The organism is Streptomyces sp. NPDC002619, assembly GCF_042889305.1.
GTDB lineage: Bacteria > Actinomycetota > Actinomycetes > Streptomycetales > Streptomycetaceae > Streptomyces.
In genome coordinates this window covers 158731-177424 of sequence record NZ_JBIAQV010000013.1, presented here as the reverse complement: position 1 = coordinate 177424, position 18694 = coordinate 158731, and the positions used below count along the sequence as shown (strand labels likewise).

Annotated in this window: 17 protein-coding genes; 5 read left to right on the top strand and 12 right to left on the bottom strand. The window is 70.6% G+C overall.

Translation table 11 applies throughout. The features are described 5' to 3' along the window. Positions 1 to 4: 4 nt before the first annotated feature. The 6 genes from ACFYXB_RS22105 to ACFYXB_RS22080 all read right to left on the bottom strand — a co-directional run bounded on the left by ACFYXB_RS22105 (position 5) and on the right by ACFYXB_RS22080 (position 3881). Entirely contained in the window at positions 5 to 856 is an 852-nt protein-coding gene (locus ACFYXB_RS22105) for an isoprenyl transferase (protein ID WP_389584890.1), read from the bottom strand. A gap of 16 nt (positions 857 to 872) precedes the next feature. After that, positions 873 to 1619: a DNA repair protein RecO gene (gene recO, locus ACFYXB_RS22100; protein ID WP_351357770.1), complete on the bottom strand. Its 747-nt coding sequence runs from the start codon at positions 1617 to 1619 to the stop codon at positions 873 to 875. Positions 1620 to 1664: 45 nt separating this feature from the next. Further along, complete coding sequence (locus ACFYXB_RS22095) at positions 1665 to 1883, bottom strand: hypothetical protein (protein ID WP_389584980.1); 219 nt, start codon at positions 1881 to 1883, stop codon at positions 1665 to 1667. 143 nt (positions 1884 to 2026) lie between these two features. Next, entirely contained in the window at positions 2027 to 2500 is a 474-nt protein-coding gene (locus ACFYXB_RS22090; protein WP_351357767.1) for a carboxymuconolactone decarboxylase family protein, read from the bottom strand. 185 nt (positions 2501 to 2685) lie between these two features. Beyond that, on the bottom strand, positions 2686 to 3129 hold the full coding sequence (locus tag ACFYXB_RS22085; RefSeq protein ID WP_389584887.1) for a protein-tyrosine phosphatase family protein: 444 nt from the start codon (positions 3127 to 3129) through the stop codon (positions 2686 to 2688). A gap of 26 nt (positions 3130 to 3155) precedes the next feature. Next, positions 3156 to 3881 (bottom strand): FadR/GntR family transcriptional regulator, encoded by a 726-nt coding sequence (locus ACFYXB_RS22080; RefSeq protein WP_389584978.1) that lies wholly within the window; start codon positions 3879 to 3881, stop codon positions 3156 to 3158. A gap of 227 nt (positions 3882 to 4108) precedes the next feature. Between ACFYXB_RS22080 and ACFYXB_RS22075 the strand changes: the two genes are divergently transcribed. The 5 genes from ACFYXB_RS22075 to ACFYXB_RS22055 are packed head-to-tail and all read left to right on the top strand — an operon-like array spanning position 4109 to position 10657. Then, positions 4109 to 5743, top strand: coding sequence for an ABC transporter substrate-binding protein (locus tag ACFYXB_RS22075; protein WP_389584976.1), 1635 nt, complete (start codon positions 4109 to 4111; stop codon positions 5741 to 5743). A 4-nt stretch (positions 5744 to 5747) separates the two neighbouring features. Next, positions 5748 to 6707, top strand: a complete 960-nt coding sequence (locus ACFYXB_RS22070; RefSeq protein WP_389584884.1) for an ABC transporter permease — start codon at positions 5748 to 5750, stop codon at positions 6705 to 6707. Between the two features lie 25 nt (positions 6708 to 6732). Continuing rightward, positions 6733 to 8709, top strand: coding sequence for a dipeptide/oligopeptide/nickel ABC transporter permease/ATP-binding protein (locus ACFYXB_RS22065; protein ID WP_389584882.1), 1977 nt, complete (start codon positions 6733 to 6735; stop codon positions 8707 to 8709). Then, entirely contained in the window at positions 8706 to 9722 is a 1017-nt protein-coding gene (locus ACFYXB_RS22060) for an oligopeptide/dipeptide ABC transporter ATP-binding protein (protein WP_389584880.1), read from the top strand. Before ACFYXB_RS22065 ends, ACFYXB_RS22060 begins: the two co-directional genes overlap by 4 nt. Then, positions 9722 to 10657, top strand: coding sequence for a dihydrodipicolinate synthase family protein (locus ACFYXB_RS22055; RefSeq protein WP_389584877.1), 936 nt, complete (start codon positions 9722 to 9724; stop codon positions 10655 to 10657). Before ACFYXB_RS22060 ends, ACFYXB_RS22055 begins: the two co-directional genes overlap by 1 nt. On the opposite strand, the gene ACFYXB_RS22050 is transcribed toward ACFYXB_RS22055, so the two are convergent. The 6 genes from ACFYXB_RS22050 to leuA all read right to left on the bottom strand — a co-directional run bounded on the left by ACFYXB_RS22050 (position 10654) and on the right by leuA (position 18585). Beyond that, positions 10654 to 11832 (bottom strand): exo-alpha-sialidase, encoded by a 1179-nt coding sequence (locus ACFYXB_RS22050; RefSeq protein ID WP_389584875.1) that lies wholly within the window; start codon positions 11830 to 11832, stop codon positions 10654 to 10656. The genes ACFYXB_RS22055 and ACFYXB_RS22050 overlap by 4 nt on opposite strands. Then, the gene (locus tag ACFYXB_RS22045; RefSeq protein WP_351354502.1) at positions 11829 to 12500 is read right to left on the bottom strand and encodes a response regulator transcription factor; all 672 of its coding nucleotides are present in this window, start codon (positions 12498 to 12500) and stop codon (positions 11829 to 11831) included. The genes ACFYXB_RS22050 and ACFYXB_RS22045 overlap by 4 nt, the downstream gene beginning before the upstream one ends. Further along, positions 12497 to 13720, bottom strand: a complete 1224-nt coding sequence (locus ACFYXB_RS22040; protein WP_389584871.1) for a sensor histidine kinase — start codon at positions 13718 to 13720, stop codon at positions 12497 to 12499. Before ACFYXB_RS22040 ends, ACFYXB_RS22045 begins: the two co-directional genes overlap by 4 nt. A 47-nt stretch (positions 13721 to 13767) precedes the next feature. Next, on the bottom strand, positions 13768 to 15840 hold the full coding sequence (locus ACFYXB_RS22035; RefSeq protein WP_389584869.1) for an MMPL family transporter: 2073 nt from the start codon (positions 15838 to 15840) through the stop codon (positions 13768 to 13770). Positions 15841 to 15982: 142 nt separating this feature from the next. Beyond that, entirely contained in the window at positions 15983 to 16678 is a 696-nt protein-coding gene (locus ACFYXB_RS22030; protein WP_389584867.1) for a TerB family tellurite resistance protein, read from the bottom strand. A 185-nt stretch (positions 16679 to 16863) separates the two neighbouring features. After that, entirely contained in the window at positions 16864 to 18585 is a 1722-nt protein-coding gene (gene leuA, locus ACFYXB_RS22025; RefSeq protein WP_389584864.1) for a 2-isopropylmalate synthase, read from the bottom strand. Positions 18586 to 18694: the final 109 nt, after the last annotated feature.

Sequence of the window (18694 nt, the reverse complement as noted above, 5' to 3'; positions counted from 1 at the left end):
GTGATCAGCCGTTCTCGGGACGGCCCTTCATCGCCTCCTCCATCGCCAGGAGATCCTCGTTGGGCACGGCGCCGCCGAACCGGCGGTCCCGCGAGGCGAATTCGATGCAGGCCCGCCACAGGTCACGTCGGTCGAAGTCGGGCCACAGGACGTCCTGGAAGACCATCTCGGCGTAAGCGCTCTGCCAGAGAAGGTAGTTGGACGTGCGCTGCTCGCCGCTGGGGCGCAGGAACAGGTCGACGTCCGGCATGTCCGGGTAGTACAGGTACTTCTGCAGCGTCTTCTCGGTCACCTTGGACGGGTCGAGGCGGCCCGCCTTCACGTCCTCGGCCAATGCCTGCGCGGCGTCGGCGATCTCGGCACGCCCGCCGTAGTTCATGCAGAAGTACAGGGTGAGCAGATCATTGTCCTTGGTCTGCTCCTGGGCGACCTGGAGCTCCTTGGCGACCGACTTCCACAGCTTGGGCATACGGCCCACCCAGCGCACCCGGACACCGAGTTCGTCGAGCTGGTCCCTCGTCTTCCGGATGAAGTCGCGGTTGAAGTTCATCAGGAAGCGGACCTCGTCGGGCGAGCGCTTCCAGTTCTCGGTGGAGAAGGCGTAGAGGGAGATGTTGCGGACGCCGACCTCGATCGAACCCTGCAGGACGTCGAGAACGCGCTCGGCACCCACCTTGTGCCCCTCGGTGCGCGGCAGCCCCCGCTCCTTGGCCCAGCGCCCGTTCCCGTCCATGACGATCGCCACGTGGTTCGGGACGAGCTCACCGGGGAGCTTCGGCGCGCGGGCACCGGACGGGTGCGGCTCCGGCGACTTGTACTCGCGGCGCTGGCGCCCCAGGATCCCGCGTACGACCATGTGCTTCTCGTCTCCCTTATTTCTCTACGTACCTGAGCGAGCGCAGCCCGCGCTCCAGATGCCAGTGCAGGTAGGCGGACACCAGCCCGCTCCCCTCCCGGACATGCCGCGGCTCGCACGCGTCCGCGGTCTCCCAGTCTCCCGTAAGCAGCGCGCCGAGGAGGACGAGGGTCTGCGGTGACGGTACGACGCTGCCGGGCACCCGGCAGTCGACGCAGACACTGCCCCCGGAGGCGACCGAGAAGAATCGGTTCGGTCCGGGCATGCCGCACTTGGCACAGTCGCCGAAGCTCGGGGCGTATCCGTTGACGGCGAGCGAGCGCAGCAGGAAGGCGTCGAGGATGAGGTGCGGCGCGTGCTCGCCTCGGGCGAGGGTGCGCAGGGCACCGACGAGGAGCAGGTACTGCTGTACGGCCGGTTCGCCCTCGTGGTCGGTGAACCGCTCGGCGGTCTCCAGCATGGCGGTCCCCGCGGTGTAGCGGGCGTAGTCGCTGACGATGCCGCCGCCGTACGGCGCGATGGTCTCGCTCTGCGTGCAGAGGGGGAGCCCGCGGCCGATCAGCTCACTCCCCCGCGCGAAGAACTGCACATCGACGTGCGAGAAGGGCTCCAGCCGGGCCCCAAACTTCGACTTGGTCCGCCGTACGCCCCGGGCCACGGCCCGCACTCGCCCGTGTCCGCGGGTGAGCAGCGTGATGATCCGGTCCGCCTCACCCAGCTTCTGGGTGCGCAGCACGATGCCGTCGTCGCGGAACAGACTCATGGCCCCATTCTGCCCTCACCCCGGGACCGCCCGGGCGCCCGTCCGTCAAGGAACCTCGCCGCGGCGGCGCGCGCCGGCGCGGGCGGTGGCCGCGCTCAGTCGCTCGGCCGGGGTGGCTTTCCGTACGGCGTCCGGCCGGGCATCCCACTCCCGGCCTCCGCCGTAGGGCCTGAGCTGTACGTACGGTCCCTCGTGCCCCATGACGATGCCCAGCTTTCCGGTACAGGTGTCGACGGCCCAGGAGCCGAGGGGCAGTTTCGTCAAGGTGTCCTCCGAGAGTAGCGACGACACCTGACTCCCCTCACCTCCCGACTTTCACGCTTCGCATCTCGATGGTGGCTGTGTGTATCTATAGTTCGGGGTGACTGGAGCTACCGGGGCTTTCGGGGGACTGGGGCTGGTGGTGGTCAGCTCCACTGGCCGGGCTGGTAGTCGCCGGCCGGCTGCTGGGTGATGACGTTCATGCGGTTGTAGGTGTTGATCAGGGCGATGAGGGAGACGAGGGCCGCGAGCTGGTCCTCGTCGTAGTGCTTGGCGGCGTCGGCCCAGGCCTCGTCGGTGACGCCGCCGGCCGCGTCGGCGATGCGGGTGCCCTGTTCCGTCAGTTCCAGGGCGGCTCGCTCCGCGTCGGTGAAGACCTTCGCCTCCCGCCACGCCGCGATCAGGTTCAGGCGCAGCGAGGTCTCCCCGGCGTGCGCGGCGTCCTTGGTGTGCATGTCGAGGCATCCGGCACAGCCGTTGATCTGGCTGGCCCGGATCTTCACCAGTTCCTGCGTCGCGAGCGGGAGGGTCGAGTCCGTGACGACCTTGCCCGCCGAGTTGATGTGCTTCAGGAACTTGGCCGCGCCGGTGTTCCCGTAGAAGTTGAGTCGAGCGTCCATGGTGATCTCCCAGTGCCGTGTCGTGGCTTATCGACTGCTACACCCCACTGACGGAAGGAACCGGGAAGATGTGACCGGCGGACGGCCACCTGTGTGTCCGGTTGTGTGCGACGTGCATCTCCCTCACCACCCCGTCACCGGCCGTCAGCCGCCAAGCCGGCCCGGCGTGCAGGCACCTCTTGTACTCAAACCCCGCCCCCGAACCGCCGTACGAACCCCCGCTGCCACGGCGTCTCCACCGCGCGTCTGTCGTAAGCGCGCCGTACGAAATCCACTGCCTCCTGCGGCGGCACGCCGTCCAGTACCGCCAGGCAGGCCAGTGCCGTTCCGGTGCGGCCCCGGCCACCTCCGCAGGCCAACTCCACGCGTTCGGTCGCCGCTCGCCGCCAGGCCTGCGTGAGGAGGGAGTGGGCCGTGTCGGGGTCGGTCGGGAGGCGGAAGTCGGGCCAGCGGATCCAGTCCCAGTTCCAGGGGACGGAGGGGGGTCGCCGGCCCAGGAGGTAGACGCCGTACGTCGGACGCGGCCCCGCAGCATCGAGTGGGCGGCGCAGGCCTCGGCCCCGTACCAGCCGCCCGGACGGCAGCCGCAGCACACCCGGCCGGCCCTCCTCCCACAGCCCCTCACTCATCCTCCCCATCGCCCCAGTCCACCACCTCACCCCACCCCCCAACACCCCCGCCCGGCCCGCTCCTCGATCCCCCGGAAATGCACCGTCATCGCCCCCTGCGCTCCCGTCGCGTCCCGGGCCCGGAGTGCCGTCACGATGTCTCGGTGTCGGCGTACCGTCAGTTCCGGGGCCGGGTCCGCTGTCCAGCCGTGGGCTGCTGTGACGCGGCGGAACACCGTCCAGAACGCGCCCAGGAGTTGGGGGACCAGGGCGTTGCCCAGGGAGACGTAGAGCAACTCGTGGAATTCTCGGTCCAGTTCGGCGAACGGGCGGCCGACTTGGCCCGCCGTCTCCATTCGGGTGACCACCGTTTCCAGACGGTCCAACTCCGGCTCCGTCACGGTCGCCGCGACCCGGCGGATCAGCCCCTCCTCCAGCACCTCCCGCACCTGGAGGATCTCCGCCAGTGCCCCGGGGTCCTCGGCGTGCCGGGTGAGGGTGCGGAAGGTGAGGCCGTCGACGAACGGGGTCAGCGACGCCTGGCCGACGTACGTGCCGTACCCGTGTCTGATCTCGACGATGTCGAGGGCCTGGAGTGCCTTGAGGGCCTCGCGGACGGAGTTGCGGCTGACGCCGAGGCTCTCCATCAGCTCCGCCTCCGTGGGCAGGGGCGCACCGGGGCGGAGTCCGCGGTCGAGGATCAGCTGGACGACCGCGCGCTGTATCCGGTTGTTCCTGGGCTCCCTGGATTCCCCGGCGGGCATGCGCCGCATCGTACGCGCACCGGACGTCCTACGTCCCATCTCCCGATCTGACCAGGGCCAACTCCCGCCATTTCGCTGCGACATTGGTGCGACCTCTGGCGGCTACGCCATTCGTGTTCGATCCCTTGACCGCCCCCATGGGCCCTCCTATGGTCACGCTGACCAAACAGGACGTAGGACGTCGTATCTCCTCACCCCATTTGCATCCCATTGCTGGAGGAACCGTGCACGACGACGTGACCCGCGACGTGACCCGCGAAGTTCCGCCTCTGCACCGCCGGTCGTTCCTGAAGTGCACCGGTGCCCTGGGCGCGGCCGCCGCCCTGTCCTCGTCGCTGGCGGCCTGCTCCTCCGGGCCTGAGTCGACGAACGACACCGGCGGCGGAGGAACCGGTCAGGACCGGACGCTGACCGCCGTGATCGGGTACGGCAACGACGGCAGCTGGGACCCGACCCAGACCGCGTCCGCGTTCTGCATGGCCGCCAACAACCACATCTACGAGGGTCTCCTCGACACCGACCCGATCTCGCGCGAGCCTTACCCGGCACTGGCCACTCAGGTGCCCGCCGATCTCAACGCCACCACCTGGCGGTTCACCCTCCGCGCGGGCGCCACCTTCCACGACGGCAAGCCCGTCACCGCCGACGACGTCGTGTTCGTCTTCGACCGCATCCTCGATCCGAACACCCAGACCCTCGCCAAAGGGTTCTTCGCCAGCTGGCTCGGCAGCGTCCGGAAGGTCGACGCTCAGACCGTCGAACTCGTGCTCAAGTTCCCCTTCCCCGACGGGGTTTCCCGGCTCACCCTCGCCAAGATCATGCCCAAGCACGTGTTCTCGCAGCCCGGCGCCTGGGACGACGCGATCAAGGGCAAGGCCATCGGCTCGGGGCCGTACCGGCAGACCGCGCACCACCCGAAGTCGAACACCACCTTCGAGGCCTACGCCGGCTACAACGGGCCGCGCAAGGCCGCGTTCAAGAAGATGAACTGGCTCACCATCGTGGATGCCGCGCCCCGTGTCGCGAAGATCTCCGGGGCCAGTGCCGGTGCACAGATCGCCGACAACATCCCGTACGCCAACATCACGCGGCTGGAGAAGGGCGGGCTGTCGGTCGCGGGCGGGGCCGGGATGAACAACCTCTTCCTGATGTTCAACACCAAGCACAAGCCCTTCGACGACGTACGGGTTCGGCAGGCCCTGCACTACGCCATCGACACCGGGAAGATGGTCGAGGTCGCGCTGAAAGGGCACGGGAAGCCCTCCGCGTCCTTCCTCAACGAAGGGAATCCCAGCTACCGGCGGGCGATGACCGTCTACGACTACGACCCCGACAAGGCGAAGGCCCTGCTGAAGGCCGCGGGGGTGACCGACCTCAAGGTCAACATCCTCGCGGTCAACGTCAGTTGGATCGTCGACTGTCTGCCCACCATCAAGTCGTCCTGGGACGCGATCGGTGTCGAGACGACCCTCGCTCCGCAGGAGACCACCGCCGTCTTCACCAAGATGGACCAGAAGCAGGACTACCAGGTCGTCGCCGCCGCATCGAACCCCAACCAGTTCGGCCTCGACGCCGACCTGATCATGCACTACAACTACGGGGCCACCAACCTCTGGATGCAGTACACGCGGTGGGCCGACGACCCGGTCGCCAAGGCGCTCTTCCGGGACATGGACCGGGCGACGCGGGAGCCGGACGCCGAGAAGAAGAAGACGATGGTCCAGGACTACATCGACGTCGTCGCCGAGCAGGCGGTCCTGTACCCGGTCGTCCACAACGAGCTGATGACCGCCTGGGACCCGAGGAAGCTCACCGGGATAAGGGCGCAGCCCTACCCCGGCATCAACCTCCTCCAGGCCAAGTGGACCTGACGGCATGACCGCCGTCGTACGGATCCTGCTGCGCCGCCTCGCCCTGCTCGTGCCGCTGGTGCTCGGCATCGTGCTGTTCGTGTTCCTGGTGATGCGCTTCTCGGACGTCGACCCGGCGTCCGCGTTCTTCCAGGGCGCCAACCCGACGCCCCAGCAGCTGCACGACTTCCGGGAGCACAACGGGCTGCTCGACCCGCTCCCGGTCCGCTACGTCCATTTCGTGGGCGACCTGCTCCACGGCGACCTGGGCACCAGCGCCCTGACCCGGGCGCCGGTCGTCGACCAGGTCACCACCGCGCTGCCGCTCACCCTCCAGCTCACCTTCCTGGGCCTCGGCATCGCGGTCGTGCTGTCACTCGTCGGTGGGGTCACAGCGGCGATCTACCGGGACCGGCTGCCCGACCAGGTCATCCGGGTCGTGTCGCTGACCGGTGTCGCGGCACCGGGATTCTGGCTGGCGCTGCTGATGATCCAGTACCTGGCGGTGGACCGGGGCTGGTTCCCGACCGGTGGCTACATCAACCCGGCCGACTCCTTCACGGGCTGGCTCAAGACGATGATCCTGCCGGCGCTCGCCCTGTCGCTGCCGGTGGCGGCGCAGCTGACCCGGATCGTGCGGACCTCCGTGGTGGAGGAGCTGGACAAGGACTACGTACGGACGGCGATCGGAAGCGGGTTGCCGCCTCGCGTGGTCGTCGGGCGGAACGTGCTCCGGAACGCACTCATCAATCCGCTCACCGTGCTCGGGCTGCGGGTCGGCTATCTGCTGGGCGGCGCCGTCGTCATCGAGACGATCTTCTCGCTGCCCGGCATGGGCAAGCTGATGATCGACGCCGTACAGAACGGCGATCCCGCCGTCGTCCAGGGGGTTGTGCTGACGACCGCGGCCGGGTTCGTCGTCGTCAACCTCGTCATCGACATCCTCTATCTGCTCGTCAACCCACGGCTGCGGGAGGCGACTTGATGGTCACGCGCAGGGAGGCGACCTGATGCTCACGCGCAAGGACCTCGCCGAGCGGCTCTCCCGGCCCGGCGTCCGGCTGCTCGGCTGGCGCAGGCTGCCGCCGCTGTCGAAGGTCGCCGTCTGTTTTCTGGTCGTGGTGGTGCTGACGGCCCTGTTGGCGCCGGTCCTCTCCCCCGACGACCCGCTGGACCAGCAGCCCCCGGTGGACGGCACCGGGCACCCGTCCACCGAGCACTGGATGGGGCAGGACAGTCTCGGCCGGGACATCCTCAGCCGTTTGATGTACGGCGCCCGCTGGTCCCTTGCCATCGGGCTCGGCGCGACCGCCCTCGCACTGGTGGTGGGGGCGGTGATCGGGGCCGTCGCCGCCACCTCCCGCAAGGCGGTCGACGAGACGCTGATGCGCTGTCTGGACGTGGTGATGGCGTTCCCGGGCATCGCGCTGGCCGCGGTGCTCGTCGCGGTGTTCGGCGGCGGCATCACCGTACTGATCTGCGCGATCGCGTTCCTGTTCACGCCGCCGGTGGCCCGGGTCGTACGGGCGAACGTGCTGGACCAGTACGGCGAGGACTATGTCACGGCGGAACGGGTCATCGGCGCCCGCACCCCGCACATCGTCCTACGGCACGTGGCGGTCAACTGCGCCGCCCCGGTGCTGGTGTTCTGCACGGTGCAGGTCGCCGAGGCCATCGTCTTCGAGGCGTCGCTGTCCTTCATCGGCGCGGGCGTCCGGCCGCCGGACCCGTCGTGGGGCAGCGTCATCGCGGACGGCAAGAACATGGTGCTGACCGGGGGCTGGTGGGCGACCGTCTTCCCGGGCCTGTTGATGCTGGTCACCGTCCTGTCGCTGAACATCCTGTCCGAGGGTGTGTCGGACGCGTGGGCGGCTCCGGCGGCGCGGGACGTGGAGGTGCGCGAGGAGGACCGGCTGGAGACGCCGGAGCCCAGCAGTGGCGAGGTGATCCAGCTGCCCGGTCTCACGGAGGCGGCCCAGCGGCTGCGCTCACGGGCCCGGCCGCTGCCCGACGCGGACGGGCAGCCGGTGCTCGCGGTGGAGAACCTCGCCATCGGCTTCGAGGGCCGCCATCGCGGCGTGGACATCGTCGACGGGATCAGCTTCGAGGTGCGGCCCGGTGAAGTCCTGGGCCTGGTGGGCGAGTCGGGCTGCGGCAAGTCGCTGACCGCGCTGACCATCATGGGGCTGCAGCCCGCGGGCGCCCGGATCAAGGGCCAGGTCCGCTTCAACCAGCGGGATCTGCTCGCCGAGCCGATGCGCGTCCGGCGCCGGCTGCTCGGCCACGAGATGGCGATGGTGTACCAGGACGCCCTGTCCTCGCTGAACCCGGCGATGACCATCCGCGCCCAGCTCAAGCAGCTCGTACGGCGTGGTGGGCGCCGCAGTCCCCAGGAGCTGCTCACCCTCGTCGGCCTCGACCCCGAGCGCACCCTGCGCAGCTATCCGCACGAACTCTCCGGCGGGCAGCGGCAGCGCGTCCTGATCGCCATGGCGCTGTCCCGGGACCCGAAGCTGATCGTCGCCGACGAGCCGACGACCGCGCTGGACGTGACGGTGCAGGCGCAGGTCATGGAGCTGCTGCTGGGGCTTCGGGCGGAGCTGGGGTTCGCGCTGATCCTGGTCTCGCACGATCTGGCGCTGGTCGCGGACGTCACCGACCGGGTGGTGGTGATGTACGGCGGGCAGATCGTGGAGACGGGCGTGACCGCCGACCTGGTGGCGGCGCCGGCCCATCACTACACACGCGGACTGCTGGGCAGCGTGCTGTCCCTGGAGTCGGCGGCCGAGCGTATGACGCAGATCAGGGGCGTCGTGCCGGCCCCGGCCGACTTTCCGGCGGGCTGCCGCTTCGCCGACCGGTGTCCGCTGGCGAGCGAGGTGTGCCGTACGACGGCGCCCGTGCTGGCCGGTACCCGCACGCACACGGCGGCCTGCCATCACCCGGCGGTCGACCTCGTGACGACCGAGAGCGAGGCCGTGAAGTGAACGCCGTCGTCGAACTCTCCGGCGGCCATGTCGTCCACAAGGCCCGCAGCGGCGGTGTGTTCACCCGGGACCGGGTGTACGCCCTCACCGGCGCCGACCTCGCCGTGGCGCCCGGCGAGACGGTCGGGATCGTCGGTGAGTCGGGGTGCGGGAAGTCGACGCTGGCGAAGGTGCTGGTGGGCATCCAGCGGCCGACGGCCGGGACGGTGACCTTCCACGGCCGCGATCTGTGGGCCCTGCCGGACGGCGAGCGCCGGGCGACCGTGGGTGCCGGCACCGGGATGATCTTCCAGGACCCGGCGACGGCCCTGAACCGGCGGCTGCCGGTGCGGAAGATCCTGCGCGATCCGCTGGACGTCCACCATCGCGGCTCCAGGGCCGGGCGGGACGAGCGAGTGCGGGAGTTGATGGGTCTGGTCGGGCTGCCCCGGGCGCTCGGCGACGCCCTGCCGGGGCAGCTGTCCGGCGGGCAGCGGCAGCGGGTCGCCATCGCCCGCGCGCTGGCCCTCGATCCCGATCTCGTGGTCGCCGACGAGCCGACGAGCGCCCTGGACGTCTCCGTGCGCGCCCAGATCCTCAACCTCCTGCTCGACCTGAAGGAACGCCTGGGGCTTGCCCTCGTCTTCGTCTCGCACGACATCCAGACCGTGCGGCGGATGAGCGACCGGGTGATCACCATGTACCTCGGCCGGATCGTCGAGGAGACACCGGCCGACCGGGTGACCGACCAGGCCCGGCACCCGTACACCCGCGCCCTGTTCTCCGCCACGCCCGGCCTGCTCGACCCGATCGACCCGATCCCGCTGACCGGGCCGGTGCCGTCGGCGACCCGGCCGCCGGGCGGATGCCCGTTCCGCACCCGCTGCTGGAAGGCGGACGAGGTGTGCGTTTCGGTCATGCCGGACTTTTCGGCCGCGTCGCGCCCGGAACATCGCTATCGGTGTCACCATCCTGTGGGGGAGGACCAGTCGACCCGCGACCTCGTGCGCCAAAGTCTCCCCAGGGAACCTTGATGACCTTCCCCGCCCCGCTCACCGGTGTCGTACCGCCCGTCTGCACGCCCCTGACACCGGACCGCGAGGTGGACGTCGCCTCGCTGATCGGGCTCGTCGACCATCTGGTGGAGGGCGGGGTGCACGGGCTGTTCGTGCTCGGCTCGACCTCCGAGGTCGCGTATCTGACCGACCGGCAACGCAGGCTGGTCACGGAGACCGTGGCCGCGCATGTGGCAGGTCAGCTGCCCGTCCTCGCGGGCGTGATCGACATGACCACGCCCCGGGTGCTCGAGCACGTCGCCGCCGCCACGGCGGCCGGGGCGGACGCGGTCGTCGCCACCGCGCCGTTCTACACCCGCACCCATCCCTCGGAGATCGCCCGCCACTACCGGCTGATCGCGGCCAGGAGCGGCGTCCCGGTCGTCGCGTACGACATCCCGCCCGCCGTCCACACCAAGCTCCCCGCCGAGCTGGTCCTGGAGCTCGCCTCCGACGGCGCGCTGGCCGGCCTGAAGGACTCGAGCGGTGACCTGGCCGCCTTCCGGGAGGTCGTCACCGGTGCCGGCAACCTCCCCGGCACCAGCGGCTTCGCCGTGCTCACCGGCTCCGAGCTGGTCGTCGACGCGGCGCTCGCGCTGGGCGCCGACGGTGCCGTGCCCGGTCTCGCCAACGTCGACCCGCACGGCTACGTCCGCCTCTACCGCCTGTGCCGGGCCGGCGACTGGACCGGTGCCCGCGCCGAACAGGAGCGACTGTGCGCCCTGTTCGGCATGGTGCGGGTCGGGGATCCGGCACGGATGGGCGGCAGTTCGTCGGCTCTCGGCGCGTTCAAAGCGGCGCTGCATCTGCGCGGGGTGATCGACTGCCCGGCGACCGCCGAACCGCAGGTCCCGCTGTCGGCGGAGGAGACCGAGCGGGTGGGCAAGTTCCTGGCGGCCGCCGGGCTCCTCTAGCTCAAGGACAGCCTTCGGAAGGTGATCGTGTCGTACGTCCCGGTCGTGCCCGTCTCGTAGAGAAGACCGACCGTGCCTTGGCCGAGCTGTACGAGGTCGGAGTAGGCGGCCCTGTCCTGCGACAGCGTCAGCGCCTTGGTGAAGGTCAGTCCGCCGTCCGTGCTGCTCCATACGGCCATGGCCTGGCGGGCGGTGGGCACGGAGGGGCCGGAGAACAGCAACGGGGCCTGTGCACCGCGGAGTTGGAGGACGGAACCCTGGACCACGGGGACGTCGTCCAGGGTGTGCTGGACGGCGTAGGGGCGGTCGAGGCTCCGCCCGCCGTCGCTGGAGTAGGTGTCGAGGCGGTTGCCGGGGGTGGTGCCGTTCTGGTCGCGGGAGCTGAAGTAGAGGCGGCCGTCGGGGAGTTGGGCGGCCGTGGACTCGTTGGAGTTCTCGCGGCCGTCGTACGAGTCGTCGACGAAGCCCAGATGCCAGGTGCGGCCGCCGTTGTCACTGTAGAGGGCGTGCGCGCCGTAGTACTTGGCCTCCTGGCCGGTGTCGGCGGAGCCCACGGGCGGGGCGGCCGAGTGGTTGGCGGGGACGACCATGCGGCCCCGGTGCGGGCCCCGGGTGAGCGCCACCGCGTGCCCGGGGCCGGTGGCGTACCAGCGCCAGCCGGACGGTTTCACGGCGGCCGTGATGTCGTACGGCCGTGAGAAGTGCTGTCCGTCGTCCCAGCTGCGCTGCACGAACACCCGCCGGCTCTGTTGCGGCGTGACCTCGCCGCGCATGATCTGCGCCTCGGTCACATCGCCGCTGTTGTAGGAGGTGACGAGCACGACGGCGCCGGTGCGCGGGTCGACGACGGGGGCCGGGTTGCCGCGGGTGTCGCCGTCCCCGGCGGCCACGACGCTCATCGGGCCCCAGGTGCAGCCCCCGTCGGTGGAGCGTCTGAGGACGACGTCGATGTCCCCGGTGTCGCCGGCGCTGTTGTGCCGGCCCTCGGCGAAGGCGAGCACGGTGCCTCGGCGCGTGGTGACGGTGGCGGGGATGCGGTACGTGTCGTAGCCGCCCGCCCCCGAGACGTACGGCACGGAGGAGGTGCACCCGGGGCTCGCGGCAGCGGTGTGGACGGTGACGAGGGGAGTGAGGAGCACGGTCGCGGCGAGAATGGTGCGGCTCAGGAAGGTCACGGGGACATGTTCCCCGGAGTCACCAGTCCCGACTCGTACGCCACGATGACCAGTTGTGTGCGGTCCCGCGCCCCGAGCTTCCCCATGATCCGGCTGACGTGTGTCTTCGCGGTGAGCGGGCTCAGACCGAGCGCCTCGCCGATCCCGGTGTTGTTGAGGCCCCGCGCGACCAGGGTCAGCACCTCCCGCTCCCGGTCGGAGAGGCAGTCGGGGCCGCCCGTCACCGGGGTGGTGGGGCTGCGCAGGAAGCGGGCGATGAGGCGGGCCGTGGGTCCCGGGGAGAGCAGGGCGTCGCCCGCGGCCACCGTCCGGATGGCGTCGAGCAGTTCAGCCGGACGAGTGTCCTTCACCAGGAATCCGGAGGCGCCGGCGCGCAGCGCCTCGACGATGTTCTCGTCGGTGTCGTAGGTGGTGAGGACGAGGACTTTGACCCCGGCCAGGTCCTCGTCGGCGGCGATGAGCCGGGTGGCCTCGATGCCGTCGAGGTCGGGCATGCGGATGTCCATCACGACGAGGTCGGCCCGCGCGCTGCGGGCCAGGGCGACCGCCTCGCGGCCGGTGCCGGCCTGCCCGACGACCTCCATGTCCCTGGCGGACTCGACGAGCATCGCGAACGCGGCCCGTACCAGGGTCTGGTCGTCGGCGAGCAACACCCGGATGGTGCTCATCGGGTCGCCTCCAGGGGCAGTACGGCGCTCACCTCGAAGCCCTGGTGGGGCAGCGCCCCCGCGTCGAGCGTGCCGCCGACACTGCGGACCCGCTCCCGCATCCCGGCCAGCCCGAAGCCGGGGGTGCCTGCACCGGCGCCGGTCCCGTCGTCGATGACGCGGACCTGGAGGGCGCCGTCGTGCGCGGCCACGCTCACCCGTATGGAGAGGTCGTCCCGGCCGCCGTGCCGTACGGCGTTGGTGAGCGCCTCCTGCACGATCCGGTAGACGGCCGCGCCCACGGCGGGCGGCACCCCGTCGGCGGTCACGGCCAGGTCGACCTCGGCTCCGGCGGCGCGGGCGGTCTGCGCGAGGTCGGGCAGACCGTGCAGGCCGGGCAGGGGGTCGCGGGTGTCCGGGGAGCCGGGGTCGCGCAGGACCTCCAGGGTCGTACGGAGTTCACCGCGGGCGGTGCGGCAGGTCTCGGCGATGTCGTCGAGGGCCTTGGCCACGGCGGCGCGGTCGAGGCGGTCTGGGTCGGCGGCGAGGACGTGGGCGGCCACGGAGGTCTGGACGCCGATGAGGGTGATGGTGTGGGCGAGGAGGTCGTGCAGATCGCGGGCGATGCGCAGACGTTCCTCGGCGACGCGGCGGCGGGCCTCCTCCTCGCGGGTGCGTTCGGCGCGTACGGCGCGTTCGACGATGCCCGCGACGTACTGGCGGTAGTAGCGGACGTCGACGCCGAAGAAGAGCACGGCGATGACCCAGCCGGACACCCGCAGCAGCTCGAAGGCCCGATGGGTGTCGACGGTGAGCATCACGCTCATGGAGACGGTCAGCACGATGATACCGGTCAGCACCGTGCGCAACGGGCGGCCGGTGACGGCGACCGTGTAGAGCGCGATGTACGCGGCCGGGGTGGGGGCGATGTGGTTGTAGTCGAGAGCGTGGAACGGCGCCACACAGGCCGCCACCGCCGCCAGAACCAGGACCGGACGGGTGCGTCGCCACACGAGCGGCACATGGGCCGCGAGCAGCAGGACCCAGCCGAGCGCGCCGGGAACGCGCTCCCCGTCGCCGAGGAGCGCGATGACCGTGGCGAGAGCGGCGACACCGGCCGCCAGCAGGGCGTCGTTGCGGGTGCGGTGCGGCGCTGTCAGCGGGTCACGGTTGATCGCCGCCATGATCCGCTCGCCCCGGCGGGGCCGCTCGGCTGTCGTGGTTGGTTGCACGGGGTTCATCTTCCGACAGGCGGGCGCCCCTCGGGGAGGGAGGGGCGCCCAGCGGTTCACACGGGCTCCGGCTGCCGTTCGGTTCGTACCGGGTCCGGCTTCCGGGACAGCCGGCCCGGCCACCAGACCTTGCGGCCGAGTGCCACGCTCGCGCTGGTCACCAGGTAGGTGCGGACGAGGAAGGTGTCCAGGAGGACGCCGACCGCGATGACGAAGCCCAGCTCGACGAGTTGGACCAGGCCCATGTTCGTCAGCACGGCGAAGGTGGCGGCGAGAACGAGTCCGGCGGAGGCGATGACGCCGCCGGTGGTGCGCAGGGCGGTGAGCGCCGCTGCGGAGGGTTCCGCGCCGTTCAGGGACTCCTCGCGCATGCGGTGCATGAGGAAGATGCCGTAGTCGACGCCCAGGGCGACGAGGAACACGAAGGACAGCAGGCCGAGTCCGGGATCGGTGCCCTCGAAGCCGAGGACCGGTCCGAACACCAGGCCGCCGATGCCGAGCGCGGCGCCCCACACCGCGACCACCGCGGCGACCAGCATCAGCGGCGCGACGAGGGAGCGCAGCAGGGCGATGAGGATCAGCAGGACGGAGAGCAGGACGATCGGGACGACGACGAGCCGGTCGCGGGCGTTGGTGTCCTCGAGGTCGATCTGCTGGGCGCTGGGCCCGCCGACGTAGGAGCCCTTCAGGGTGTCCCGTAGGTCCTTGATGGTGGCGGTCTCGCCCGCTGACTGGGGCGGGGCGGAGGCGATGACGGAGATCTCGGTCCAGCCTCCTCCCGTACGGCCCTGCTGGGCGCTCGCGACGCCGTGCGTGCCGCGGATCGCGGTGAGCGTGGCGTCGGCGCGGGCGGCCGGGGTGATGATGTCGATGGGCTGCGCGGACCGCTCGGGGTAGGCCGTGGCGAGGGTCTCCAGGGCGGCGACGGACTCGGGCTTGTCGACGAAGGAGTCCTGCTGCTTGACGGTGCCGGGCAGGTTGAGGGCGCCGAGGGCGAGCGCGCCGAGCAGGACGGCGCCGGAGGCGAGGACGGTCAGCGGGCGGCGCCCGGCGGAGCTGCCCATCGCCGCGAACAGGGACCGGCGGGCCTTGGGTGTGCTGCCGAACGCGGGCACGAGCGGCCAGAACACGCGGCGGCCGAACAGCACGAGCAGCGCGGGCAGCAGCGTGAGCATGGCTACGAGCGCGCACAGCACACCGACGGTCCCCAACGGGCCCATGCCGCGGCTGGAGTTGAGGTCGGCGGCGAGCAGGCAGAGGACTCCGACGGCCACGGTGCCGGACGAGGCGAGCACGGCGGGTCCGCAGCCGCGCAGTGCGGCCCGCATGGCGTCGTACGGCCGCTCGTGGCGCCGTAGTTCCTCGCGGTAGCGGGAGACGATGAGCAGGGCGTAGTCGGTGCCGGCGCCGAAGACGAGGATGGTCATGATGCCGGTGCTCTGGCCGGAGATGGTGGTGCCGAAGGCCTGGTTGAGGCCGTAGGCGACGCCGGTGGAGAGGTAGTCGGCGGTGCCGACGACGACTAGCGGGACCAGCCACAGCAGGGGGCTGCGGTAGATGAGGATCAGCAGGACGGCGACGACGGCGACCGTGGTGTAGAGCAGGGGTCCGCCGAGGGACTGGTACACGTCCGAGGCGTCGGTGGCCAGGGCACCGGGGCCACCGACCTGGACGGTCAGCCCGTCCTGGTCGTGGGCGACCTGGCGTACGTCGTCGACGAGGGCGTCGCGCTTCTTCTCGTCGGTGCCGGGCTCGTTGCTCGCGACCGGGTACATGACGGTGGTGCCGTCGCGGGACGGCACCGGCTGCGGTGTGCCCGTGAGCACGTGCTGCTCGGCGATGGTCTCGACCTGCCGTGCCGCGGTCGTGCGGTCGGCGGCGGTGAGGCCGCCGTCGCGGTGGTAGACGAGGACCAGCTCAGTGGTCTGGCCGCCCGGCAGCCGGTCCTGGATCTTGGCGACCTGGGTCGAGTCGGCGCTCGCGGGCAGGTAGTCGGTGACCCGGTCGTGCTGGGCGTCGGCGAGTTTCGAGGCGAACGGCGCGACGACGGCCAGGACGCCGATCCACAGTGCGAGCAGCAGCCAGGGAATGGCTCGTCGTCGCGTACGTGATGTTTCTGCGGCCCCCATGGAATGGGCCCTCCCTCCGGCGCGGATGTCTGGATGCGTGTCCCAGACTCCCGGCGCGGTGGGCCGGAATCGTCGCGCGGGAGGGCGAGTTCGGGGGTACTGCGACGGGTGGCCGGACGGGCGGATTACTCCCCGGGGAGTATCAGGAGGGGGTGCGCGCGGCGGCGAGCAGCCGGGCCACGTCGTCGGAGCAGATGGTGAGGGCGGCGCCGACGGTGGTGAGGACGTCGCGTTCGGCGGGGGTGTAGGGGGCGTCGGCGAGGGCGATGCGGGCGGCCTGGAGGAGGATCGACTCGCGGCCGGCGGGGGCGAGGTGCGGGGCGAGGGGGTCGAGGGCCTCGTGCAGTTCTATGGCCAGGCTCGCGCCGGACGGCTGGTCGAAGACCCGGCCGGTGTCCGCGGCCAGCGCCTCGACGAGTGCGGCGAGCTGTTCCTCGGTGCAGTCGTTGGAGCCGGCGGCGCGGACGGTGCTCGCGGCGGTCTCCAGGGCCGTACGGGCGCAGGCGCCACCGGCGGCCAGGACGGCGAGGGCGACGGTGTGCACGGCGTCGCGGAGCATCGCGGAGAAGCGGGAGGTGGTCGGGTGGTCGAGGACGTCGGTGCCGAAGTGTTGCCGGCAGCTCGCGCACTCGACGACCGGCCCGGTGGTGCCGCGTGGCAGGACGGGCACGCCGAGGAGCGTGAAGCGGCGGCGTCCGGTGAGGCGCTGGTAGTTGCGGTCGCCTCCGCAGCCCGGGCAGAAGAACTCGCCGTCTCCGACGGGTGTCCAGACGGTGCGGATGCCCAGGATGCGGGCAGCCCTGGTGCCACGGCCGTTTCGTCCCCGTACTGGCAGCACGTCGCACCTCCGTAACCCCGCGGCAACATCGCCGCGCTGGCGTGATGTTAGCCACATCGGGGAGGTGCAGTCAGTACCTTGGACGAGACCTTTCCGTGACCTCCATGGCCACGTGGCCGATAACAGACGGGGCCCAGACCGCCGTATACGGCGGTCTGGGCCCCGAAATGCCCGGTCAGAAGGGGTCAGCGGGCGGCGCGGTTCACCGCGGAGACGACCGCCTTCAGCGACGCACGCGTCGTGTTCGCGTCGATGCCGATGCCCCACAGAACCTTGTCACCGATCGCGCACTCGATGTACGAGGCGGCCTGCGCGGAGGCGCCCTCGCTCATCGTGTGCTCCTGGTAGTCCAGGAGGCGTACGTCGATGCCGATGGACTGCAGGGCGTCGAAGAAGGCCGAGATCGGACCGTTGCCGGAGCCGGTCAGGACGGTGTCCTCGCCGTCGACCGTGGCCTCGACGGTGAGCGTGTCCACGCCGTCGGTGTCGGTGGTCGACTGGCCCTTGCGGACCTGGATGCGACCCCACGGGTTCTCGGGGTTGGGCAGGTACTCGTCCTGGAAGACCGTCCAGATGTCGCCCGGCGTGATCTCGCCGCCCTCGGCATCCGTCTTCGCCTGGATGAGCTTCGAGAACTCGATCTGCATCCGGCGGGGCAGGTCCAGCTTGTGGTCGTTCTTCAGGACGTACGCGACACCGCCCTTGCCGGACTGCGAGTTGACGCGGATGACGGCCTCGTAGGAGCGGCCGACGTCCTTCGGGTCGATCGGCAGGTACGGCACCGCCCACTCGAGGTCGTCGACGGTGACGCCGTTGGCCTTCGCGTCGGCCTCCATGGCGTCGAAGCCCTTCTTGATGGCGTCCTGGTGGGAGCCGGAGAAGGACGTGTAGACCAGGTCGCCCACGTACGGGTGGCGCGGGTGGACCTCCATCTGGTTGCAGTACTCCCACGTACGACGGATCTCGTCGATGTCGGAGAAGTCGATCTGCGGGTCGACGCCCTGCGAGAACAGGTTCATGCCCAGGGTGACCAGGTCGACGTTGCCGGTGCGCTCGCCCTGCCCGAACAGACAGCCCTCGACGCGGTCGGCGCCGGCCATCACGGCCAGCTCGGCCGCCGCCACGGCCGTACCGCGGTCGTTGTGCGGGTGGACCGACAGGCACACGTACTCGCGGCGGGAGAGATTGCGGTGCATCCACTCGAAACGGTCCGCGTGCGTGGACGGCGTCGAACGCTCCACCGTGGCGGGCAGGTTGAGGATGATCTCGCGGCCCGGGCCGGGCTGCCAGACGTCCATGACCGCCTCGCAGACCTCCAGCGCGAAGTCCAGCTCGGTGTCGGTGAAGATCTCCGGCGAGTACTGGTAGCCGAACTCCGTCTCCGGGCCCAGCAGCTTCTCGGCGTACTCCATGACCAGCCGCGTGCCGTCGACGGCGATCTGCTTGATGTCGTCCTTGGAGCCGCGGAAGACGACCCGGCGGAAGACGGGGGCGGTGGCGTTGTAGAGGTGGACGTTGGCCCGCTTCGCGCCCTTCAGGGACTCCACGGTCCGCTCGATCAGGTCCTCGCGGGCCTGGGTCAGGACGGAGATCGTCACGTCCTCGGGGATCGCGCCCTCTTCCTCGATGATGGAGCGCACGAAGTCGAAGTCGGTCTGGCCGGAGGCGGGGAAGCCGACCTCGATCTCCTTGTAGCCCATGGTGACCAGCTGGTCGAACATCCGGCGCTTGCGCTCGGGCGACATGGGGTCGATCAGTGCCTGGTTGCCGTCGCGCAGGTCCGTGGAGAGCCAGCGGGGGGCGGCGGTGATCCGCTGGTTCGGCCAGGTGCGGTCCGGGATGTCTACCTGCTCGTACCGGCCGTACTTGTGGATCGGCATGGAACTGGGCTGCTGGCGGTTCGCCATGATTGCGTGGGCTCCTCAGGGTGTCCGGACTGGCCGGCCGACGACGCAACGCAAAGCTCCGCGGGGAGGGAGTCGGCCTCGACTACAGGCCCTCGCCGCGGCAGCTAAG

What these genes read in the sequence shown, in the direction of transcription:
- ACFYXB_RS22035 (WP_389584869.1), bottom strand. Translation starts at nt 15,840, where the DNA reads ATGGGGGCCGCAGAAACATCACGTACGCGACGACGAGCCATTCCCTGG.
- ACFYXB_RS22070 (WP_389584884.1), top strand. Translation starts at nt 5,748, where the DNA reads ATGACCGCCGTCGTACGGATCCTGCTGCGCCGCCTCGCCCTGCTCGTG.
- leuA (WP_389584864.1), bottom strand. Translation starts at nt 18,585, where the DNA reads ATGGCGAACCGCCAGCAGCCCAGTTCCATGCCGATCCACAAGTACGGC.
- ACFYXB_RS22045 (WP_351354502.1), bottom strand. Translation starts at nt 12,500, where the DNA reads ATGAGCACCATCCGGGTGTTGCTCGCCGACGACCAGACCCTGGTACGG.
- ACFYXB_RS22105 (WP_389584890.1), bottom strand. Translation starts at nt 856, where the DNA reads ATGGTCGTACGCGGGATCCTGGGGCGCCAGCGCCGCGAGTACAAGTCG.
- ACFYXB_RS22065 (WP_389584882.1), top strand. Translation starts at nt 6,733, where the DNA reads ATGCTCACGCGCAAGGACCTCGCCGAGCGGCTCTCCCGGCCCGGCGTC.
- recO (WP_351357770.1), bottom strand. Translation starts at nt 1,619, where the DNA reads ATGAGTCTGTTCCGCGACGACGGCATCGTGCTGCGCACCCAGAAGCTG.
- ACFYXB_RS22080 (WP_389584978.1), bottom strand. Translation starts at nt 3,881, where the DNA reads ATGCGGCGCATGCCCGCCGGGGAATCCAGGGAGCCCAGGAACAACCGG.
- ACFYXB_RS22055 (WP_389584877.1), top strand. Translation starts at nt 9,722, where the DNA reads ATGACCTTCCCCGCCCCGCTCACCGGTGTCGTACCGCCCGTCTGCACG.
- ACFYXB_RS22040 (WP_389584871.1), bottom strand. Translation starts at nt 13,720, where the DNA reads ATGAACCCCGTGCAACCAACCACGACAGCCGAGCGGCCCCGCCGGGGC.
- ACFYXB_RS22085 (WP_389584887.1), bottom strand. Translation starts at nt 3,129, where the DNA reads ATGAGTGAGGGGCTGTGGGAGGAGGGCCGGCCGGGTGTGCTGCGGCTG.
- ACFYXB_RS22090 (WP_351357767.1), bottom strand. Translation starts at nt 2,500, where the DNA reads ATGGACGCTCGACTCAACTTCTACGGGAACACCGGCGCGGCCAAGTTC.